Annotated in this window: 2 protein-coding genes and 1 pseudogene; 1 reads left to right on the plus strand and 2 read right to left on the minus strand. The window is 50.2% G+C overall.

Annotation, left to right across the window (positions count from 1 at the left end):
• Positions 1–980 (minus strand): flagellar basal-body MS-ring/collar protein FliF (fliF, locus tag VJY99_RS06110; protein WP_324117183.1); only part of this gene is annotated, 980 nt, incomplete at its 3' end.
• Positions 981–1,197: 217 nt separating this feature from the next.
• On the opposite strand from fliF, the gene fliE reads away from it, so the two are divergent.
• Positions 1,198–1,509, plus strand: coding sequence for a flagellar hook-basal body complex protein FliE (fliE, locus tag VJY99_RS06115; protein ID WP_324117184.1), 312 nt, complete (start codon positions 1,198–1,200; stop codon positions 1,507–1,509).
• Between the two features lie 17 nt (positions 1,510–1,526).
• On the opposite strand, the pseudogene VJY99_RS06120 reads toward fliE, so the two are convergent.
• A pseudogene (locus VJY99_RS06120) lies at positions 1,527–1,783 on the minus strand (integrase); the annotation flags it as partial.
• Positions 1,784–2,461 lie beyond the last annotated feature (678 nt).

Here is a 2,461-nt window from a genome sequence, read left to right on the forward strand (position 1 = left end):
GCGTTATTCGCTGGAGCCGGTTGGTTTGACAGCGCACCCGGCACCCCACCTGGGTTACGGCCATTCACTTGTTCGCTTTGGTTGAGCTGGCGAGAACGCACAGCACTCTGCGAGGGATCGCCGTTCGGGTGGTACTGCTCTTGTGTTTGTTCTTTATTCGAGAAATCGATTTGCGCGGTGACCTGCGCATGAACATTACTGCTACCCACAAGTGGGCCAAGAATCGCTTCGATACGGCGCTGGTAACGGTTTTCGACATCCATCGCATATTTAAGCTGCGCATCGTTGAGATCACGGCCTGCGGTATTGGACTGAGTCAGCAGGTGCCCACCATGATCGACCAACGTGACATTACCCGGTGGCAATCCAGCGACAGCACTTGAAACCATATGCACGACGGCACTGACTTGTCCTTCATCTAACGCACGACCGGGTTCCAGGCTAATAGTCACGGAAGCTGAAGGGGATTTTTGTTCGCGGACAAACAAAGAAGGTTTTGGCATCGCCAGATGCACGCGTGCTGTTTTGACCGGGCCAAGGGTTTCGATGGTACGGGCGAGTTCACCTTCCAGCGCTCGCTGGTAGTTCACTTGCTCGCTAAATTGGCTGATACCAAATTTTTCTTGATCCAGTAATTCAAAACCGACTGCACCGCCTTTCGGCAATCCTTGTTGCGCCATACGCAAACGCAAGTCGTAGACTTTTTCGGCCGGGACCAAAATCGCGCTGCCGTTATCAGAAAAACGATAAGGCACATTCATCTGAGTCAACTGAGTGACGATGGCACCGCCGTCCTGATCCGCCAGATTGCTATATAGCACTTTGTAATCAGGTGTTTTGGCCCACAGTACTAGCGCGACAAGAATAGCGATAGCTGCAGCGCCAGCGACGACCAGCGGGATTTTAGGATTTGCACGGATGCGAGACAGCCACTCCTGGGTTTTGTTTTGTGGCGTTTGTGCCTGGGCCGCTGCGGTCATTGAGCACCCCGCAGTTGAGCGTAGACAACATATTTAATAGACAGAGTGAACAAAACGAGCTCCAACAACAAAAGTTCCAAAAAGATGGCACCGTTATTATTTTCTTTCTCAAGATTTTCGATGGCTGAATTAGGTCTATTTATTGCTGCTATTTAGCGCCTTTATCCTATTGACAAGGTGTTAATCTTGCCGCGTTTAAAATTACTGGGGCAGGGAAATGGCAATTCAGGGTATCGAAGGTGTACTTCAGCAGTTGCAGGCAACCGCGTTGTCTGCGGGGAATTCGGTTCAGAATTACGAACCAAAAGTGAGTTTTTCCGGTGAGTTGCAGGCAGCGCTTGGCCGTATCAGCGAAACACAAACCTCTGCCCGTACTCAGGCCGAAAAATTTGCCATGGGTACACCGGGTGTTGCGCTCAATGATGTGATGGTCGATCTGCAAAAATCGTCGGTTTCGTTACAGATGGGTATCCAGGTGCGGAACAAGATGGTGACGGCGTATCAGGAAGTGATGAACATGCAAGTCTAGGTTATCTAACCTAGTGATTAATAATGCTTAACCACGCCAAATCCTACGGCGTGGGGCAGGGGTGGGGCAAACTCACTCAATTTCTGGTTCAGGATTATCCCCTGGTCCTGATTGTTATCTGCCATCCACGAACCCCGTTTACCCGGTAAACCATTTGCGCATCGGCGTGCCCCATTTGCTTAGCAATAAAGTTTGGGTTTGCTCCAGCTGTTTATGACCAGCATGCGTCAGTGTGTCTGGACTGATATGCTTTGCGGTAGCGAATCCCGGCGCGGTCGGCGCACCAATGCGAGAAGCAGAAGCAGAAGCCGAAGAAGGCCATCACTTTGCGATGAAATTTAGGGTTGCGAGTTAGCTTGATGTCGGCGGTATAGGTTTCGCCATTCTTGAAGCGGTGGAGTCGTTCGATATCACTTTCCTCTCTTGCCTCCATAGATTATTGACCACAGAATAAGTAATGCTAAGAGCGCTATATACATACCAAGCGCAGACTCAGCGGCGACAAATACCCATAGCCTGAGTTGTTCCCATGTCATGATTCGTTACCTCATTCACGCAGAAACGTACCTTCAAACACCTGGGAAGCATTGCTGTCCCCTACCTCATATTTTATGCGTCCAACATGTCATAATTAAGACACCATTCGTACGCGGGAATTCCATGCCTGAAACGCCAGATGCACGCCATAAATCACTTAGCAGTTTCTTTCCAGTATTGAACGCTCCGGGGCACGATGACCTAAGCAGTCCGGCACACGAAGTCTATAATTTATAGGCGTCAACTTGATGCGTTCGTTTTTTGTGAGGGATTGACCATGATGAAATATGTATTGATGCTACTGGCCACCGCGACCCTGGTAGCCGCTATACCTGCACAGGCAACTGACCAATCAGAGCAACGTCAAGATGCCCGTGGTGTGCGCCAGGACACGCGACAGAATTCTCGGGAAGCC

It is taken from the genome of Buttiauxella sp. (genome assembly GCF_035271705.1).
Classification (GTDB): domain Bacteria; phylum Pseudomonadota; class Gammaproteobacteria; order Enterobacterales; family Enterobacteriaceae; genus Buttiauxella.

Excerpts from the sequence above, each read along its gene's own strand:
- fliE (WP_324117184.1), top strand. The coding sequence starts at position 1,198 with ATGGCAATTCAGGGTATCGAAGGTGTACTTCAGCAGTTGCAGGCAACC.